The organism is Promicromonospora kroppenstedtii DSM 19349, from assembly GCF_000515355.1.
GTDB classification, from domain to species: Bacteria; Actinomycetota; Actinomycetes; order Actinomycetales; family Cellulomonadaceae; genus Promicromonospora; species Promicromonospora kroppenstedtii.
In genome coordinates, this window is record NZ_KI911656.1 from 70,710 (window position 1) to 74,272 (window position 3,563).

The 3,563-nt window shown below is 71.2% G+C and carries 5 protein-coding genes; 2 read left to right on the forward strand and 3 right to left on the reverse strand.

All coding sequences use genetic code 11. The annotated features are described in order from the left end of the window. Nucleotides 1–238, forward strand: a 238-nt coding sequence (locus PROKR_RS11030; protein ID WP_036963060.1) for an aldo/keto reductase, incomplete at its 5' end; no start/stop codon positions are given. Between the two features lie 34 nt (nucleotides 239–272). On the opposite strand, the gene PROKR_RS11035 is transcribed toward PROKR_RS11030, so the two are convergent. Then, a complete protein-coding gene (locus PROKR_RS11035) occupies nucleotides 273–590 on the reverse strand; it encodes a hypothetical protein (protein WP_036963062.1) in 318 nt (105 codons plus the stop codon). Nucleotides 591–707: 117 nt separating this feature from the next. On the opposite strand from PROKR_RS11035, the gene PROKR_RS11040 reads away from it, so the two are divergent. Continuing rightward, complete coding sequence (locus PROKR_RS11040; RefSeq protein WP_020014707.1) at nucleotides 708–923, forward strand: DUF5703 family protein; 216 nt, start codon at nucleotides 708–710, stop codon at nucleotides 921–923. Between the two features lie 75 nt (nucleotides 924–998). On the opposite strand, the gene PROKR_RS11045 is transcribed toward PROKR_RS11040, so the two are convergent. Then, the gene (locus PROKR_RS11045) at nucleotides 999–2,348 is read right to left on the reverse strand and encodes a M20/M25/M40 family metallo-hydrolase (protein ID WP_051432876.1); all 1,350 of its coding nucleotides are present in this window, start codon (nucleotides 2,346–2,348) and stop codon (nucleotides 999–1,001) included. A gap of 61 nt (nucleotides 2,349–2,409) precedes the next feature. Then, a partial coding sequence (locus PROKR_RS11050) for a M3 family metallopeptidase (RefSeq protein ID WP_036963067.1) occupies nucleotides 2,410–3,563 on the reverse strand: 1,154 nt, incomplete at its 5' end.

The window sequence follows — 3,563 nt, forward strand, 5'->3', positions numbered from 1 at the left end:
GTCCGCCGTCGTCGAGGCCGTTGCGACCGCTGCCGAGGGGCTGGGCCGCGCCGCCGGCGAGGTGGCGCTGGCCTGGCTCCTGGAGCGCGAGGGCATCGCGTCGGCGATCGTGGGCGCGCGGACGCCCACCCAGCTTCGTTCCTCGCTGACGGCGGCGACCCTCGAGCTGCCGTACGAGGTGCACGCCGCGCTCGACGACGTCTCCGCCCCCGACATCGGTTACCCGGAGCGCTGGTGACCGCCCGCCCGCCGGTGTCCTGGCCCCTGCCCGGTCAGCGCTGCTGCGCGGGCTGCGGCTCCTCCTCGGCCTCGTCCAGGTCGTCGTCGAAGTCGATGTCGTCGAGGTCCTCGTCCGACTCGTCGTCCTCGTCCTCGTCGTCCTCGTCCACCTCGTCGGCCAGGTAGAACGGAGTCACCTCACCGAACACTGTCGCCAGGGAGTCCTCGTACACCTCGTAGGCGTCGGCGAGCACGTCGTAGGCGTCGTCGACTGCGGGGTCGTCGTCACTCCGGCGAGTGGCGACCGCGTGATGGTGGGCCTCGAGTGCGGCTACGAGGCGGTCGAGCGCGGCACGCGGTTCAACGGTCATGCCTTGAAGGTAGCGCCCCATGGGCCACAATGGGCAGACGAAAATTGTTGCTGTCACCGGTCTGCAACCAAACCGGCATAAACTGACCTCACCCACGACCCGAGGACGGTGCATCAGATGGCGAGAGACGGCTCCGTGTTCCGCAAGAACAGTCAGTACGAGTACCGCGTCGTGACCTTCGAGCCGGACACCACCGTGCCGGACGCCCGCAAGGCGCTCACCGACGAAGCCGAGTACGGCCGTTGGGAACTGGCACGGACCCTTCTCTACATCGGCGGCAGGCGCAAGGTCTGGCTCCGCCGCAAGATCATCAAGGTCTCCTCGACCCTCTGACCTCCCTGTCAGCCGTACAGGTCACCCGGGCGACCTGTACGGCTGACACGTGGGTGCGGGCGATCGCCGTGCGGATCAGCAGGTACCGAGCAGGCGGTCCAGCACGCGCGTGCCGAACTTGAGGGCCTCGGTCGGCACCCGCTCGTCGACGCCGTGGAACATGCCCGCGAAGTCGAGGTCGTTGGTCAGCTGCAGCGGCGCGAAGCCGTACCCGGTGATGCCCAGGCGGTGCAGCGACTTGTTGTCCGTACCGCCGGACAGCGTGTAGGGCAGCACCTTGGCGCCCGGGTCCTCGGCGTCGATCGCGGCCACCATCGCGTCGACCAGCGACCCGCTGAACGGCACCTCCAGGGCGGTGTCCAGGTGGATCGGCTCGATCCGGACGTTCGGCCCGGCCAGCTCGCGCAGCGTGGCCATCCCGGCCTCCTCGTGGCCCGGCAGGAGGCGCACGTCCACGGTCGCCTCGGCCCGGCCCGGGATCACGTTGGCCTTGTAGCCGGACTCCAGCTGGGTCGGGTTGGACGTGTTGCGCACGGTGGCGCCCACGAACTTCGCGACCGGGCCGAGCGCGTCGACCAGCGCGTCGATCGTGGTGGGGTCCTCGTAGTCCACGGGCAGGCCCGTCAGGTCGCTCACGCCGCGCAGCAGCGCGTCGACCGTCGGCGTGACCGTGTACGGCCAGGCGTGCTGCCCGATCCGCGCGACGGCGGCGGCGAGCTCCGTGACCGCGTTCTCGTGGTTGACCTGCGAGCCGTGCCCGGCGCGGCCGTCGGCGATCAGGCGCAGCCAGGCGATGCCCTTCTCCGCCGTCTGGAGCAGGTAGGCGCGCTTGCCGTCCACCTCGACCGAGTAGCCGCCCACCTCGGAGATCGCCTCGGTGGCGCCCTCGAACAGCTCGGGCCTGTTGTCCACGGCCCAGCGGGCGCCGTAGACGCCGCCGGCCTCCTCGTCGGCGAAGAACGCGACCACGACGTCGCGCGCGGGCTTACGGCCCTCGCGCACCATCTGCCGCACGACGGCCAGGATCATGGCGTCCATGTCCTTCATGTCGACGGCGCCGCGGCCCCAGATCAGACTGCCGCCCGGCTCGTCGGTCACCTCGGCGCCGAACGGGTCCACGCTCCAGTCGTCCTTCGCGGCGGGCACCACGTCGAGGTGCCCGTGCAGCACGAGCGCGGGCCGGGTCCGGTCCTGCCCCTCCAGCCGGACGACGACGGACGCGCGCCCCGGGCTGGACTCGAACAGCTCGGGCTCCAGGCCGACCTCGTGCAGCAGCTCCATGACGTACTCGGCCGCGGCGCGCTCCCCCGGGCCCTCGTTGTCGCCGTAGTTCGACGTGTCGATGCGGATCAGCTCCTGGCAGATCCGGATGACCTCGTCGGCGGCGGTGGGCACGGGCGCGGAAGTCGGAACGGTCTCAGTCACAGGGGCCACGGTAACCGGCCGGACGGCCCGGACGGTCAACCGTGGCCCCGCGTCTCATGACTCAGACGAGACCGCGGCGCTCCAGCAGCGGCGTGATCTCCGCCGCCCGGCCCCGCAGGTCCGCGAACGAGACCAGCGGGTCCTGCGACCCACCGCGCGCGAGCAGCTTGCGCCGGAACGCCTCGCCGTTCTCCCGGGTGAGCCCGCCGTTCTCGGCGTACCACTGCACCGTGTCTGCGTCGAGCACCTCGGACCAGATGTACGAGTAGTACCCGGCCGAGTAGCCGCCGCCGAAGACGTGGTTGAAGTACGTGCTGCGGTAGCGGGGCGGCACGGAGGCGAAGTCCACGCCCGCGGCCGCGAGCGCCGCCGCCTCGAAGGGCAGCACGTCGTCGACCGAGGTCGGCACCTGGTCGGGCGTGAGCTGGTGCCAGGCCTGGTCGAGCAGGGCGGCGGCGAGGTACTCGGTGGTGGAGAAGCCCTCGCCCCAGACGCGGGAGGCCAGCATGGTGTCGACCCAGTGGGCGGGCATGGGCTCGCCGGTGGCGTGGTGCACCGCGAAGGACTTCAGGATCTCCGGGTCCCAGGACCACATCTCGTTGACCTGGGAGGGGTACTCGACGAAGTCTCGCGGCACGGAGGTGCCGGACTGCGACGGGTAGCGCACGTCGCTGAGCAGGCCGTGCAGGGCGTGCCCGAACTCGTGGAACAGGGTGGTGACCTCGTCCCACACGAGCAGCGTGGGCTCGCCGGCCGGCGGCCCCACGATGTTGAGGTTGTTGACCACGACGGGCTTCTCGCCCAGCAGGCCGCTCTGCACGACGAGGCTGTCCATCCACGCCCCGCCGCGCTTGGACTCGCGGGTGTAGAAGTCGCCGAGGAACAGGCCGAGACCGGTGTTCGGCTCCCCCGGCTCGACGCTGTCGAACACCTCGAACACGCGGACGTCCGGGTGGTAGCCCGGCAGGTCGGGGCGCTCGACGAAGGAGAGGCCGAACAGCAGGCCGGCCGCCTTGAAGACGCCGTCGCGCAGCACGCGTTCGAGCTCCAGGTAGGGGCGCAGTGCGGCGTCGTCCAGGTCGAAGCGCTCCTTGCGCACGGCCTCGTTGAGGTAGGACCAGTCGGCCGCGGCCACGCCGTCCGACGCCGGGGTGCCGCTCACCTTGGCGAGCTCGGCCGCCTCGCGCCGCGCGTTGGCGACGGCGGCGGGCGCGA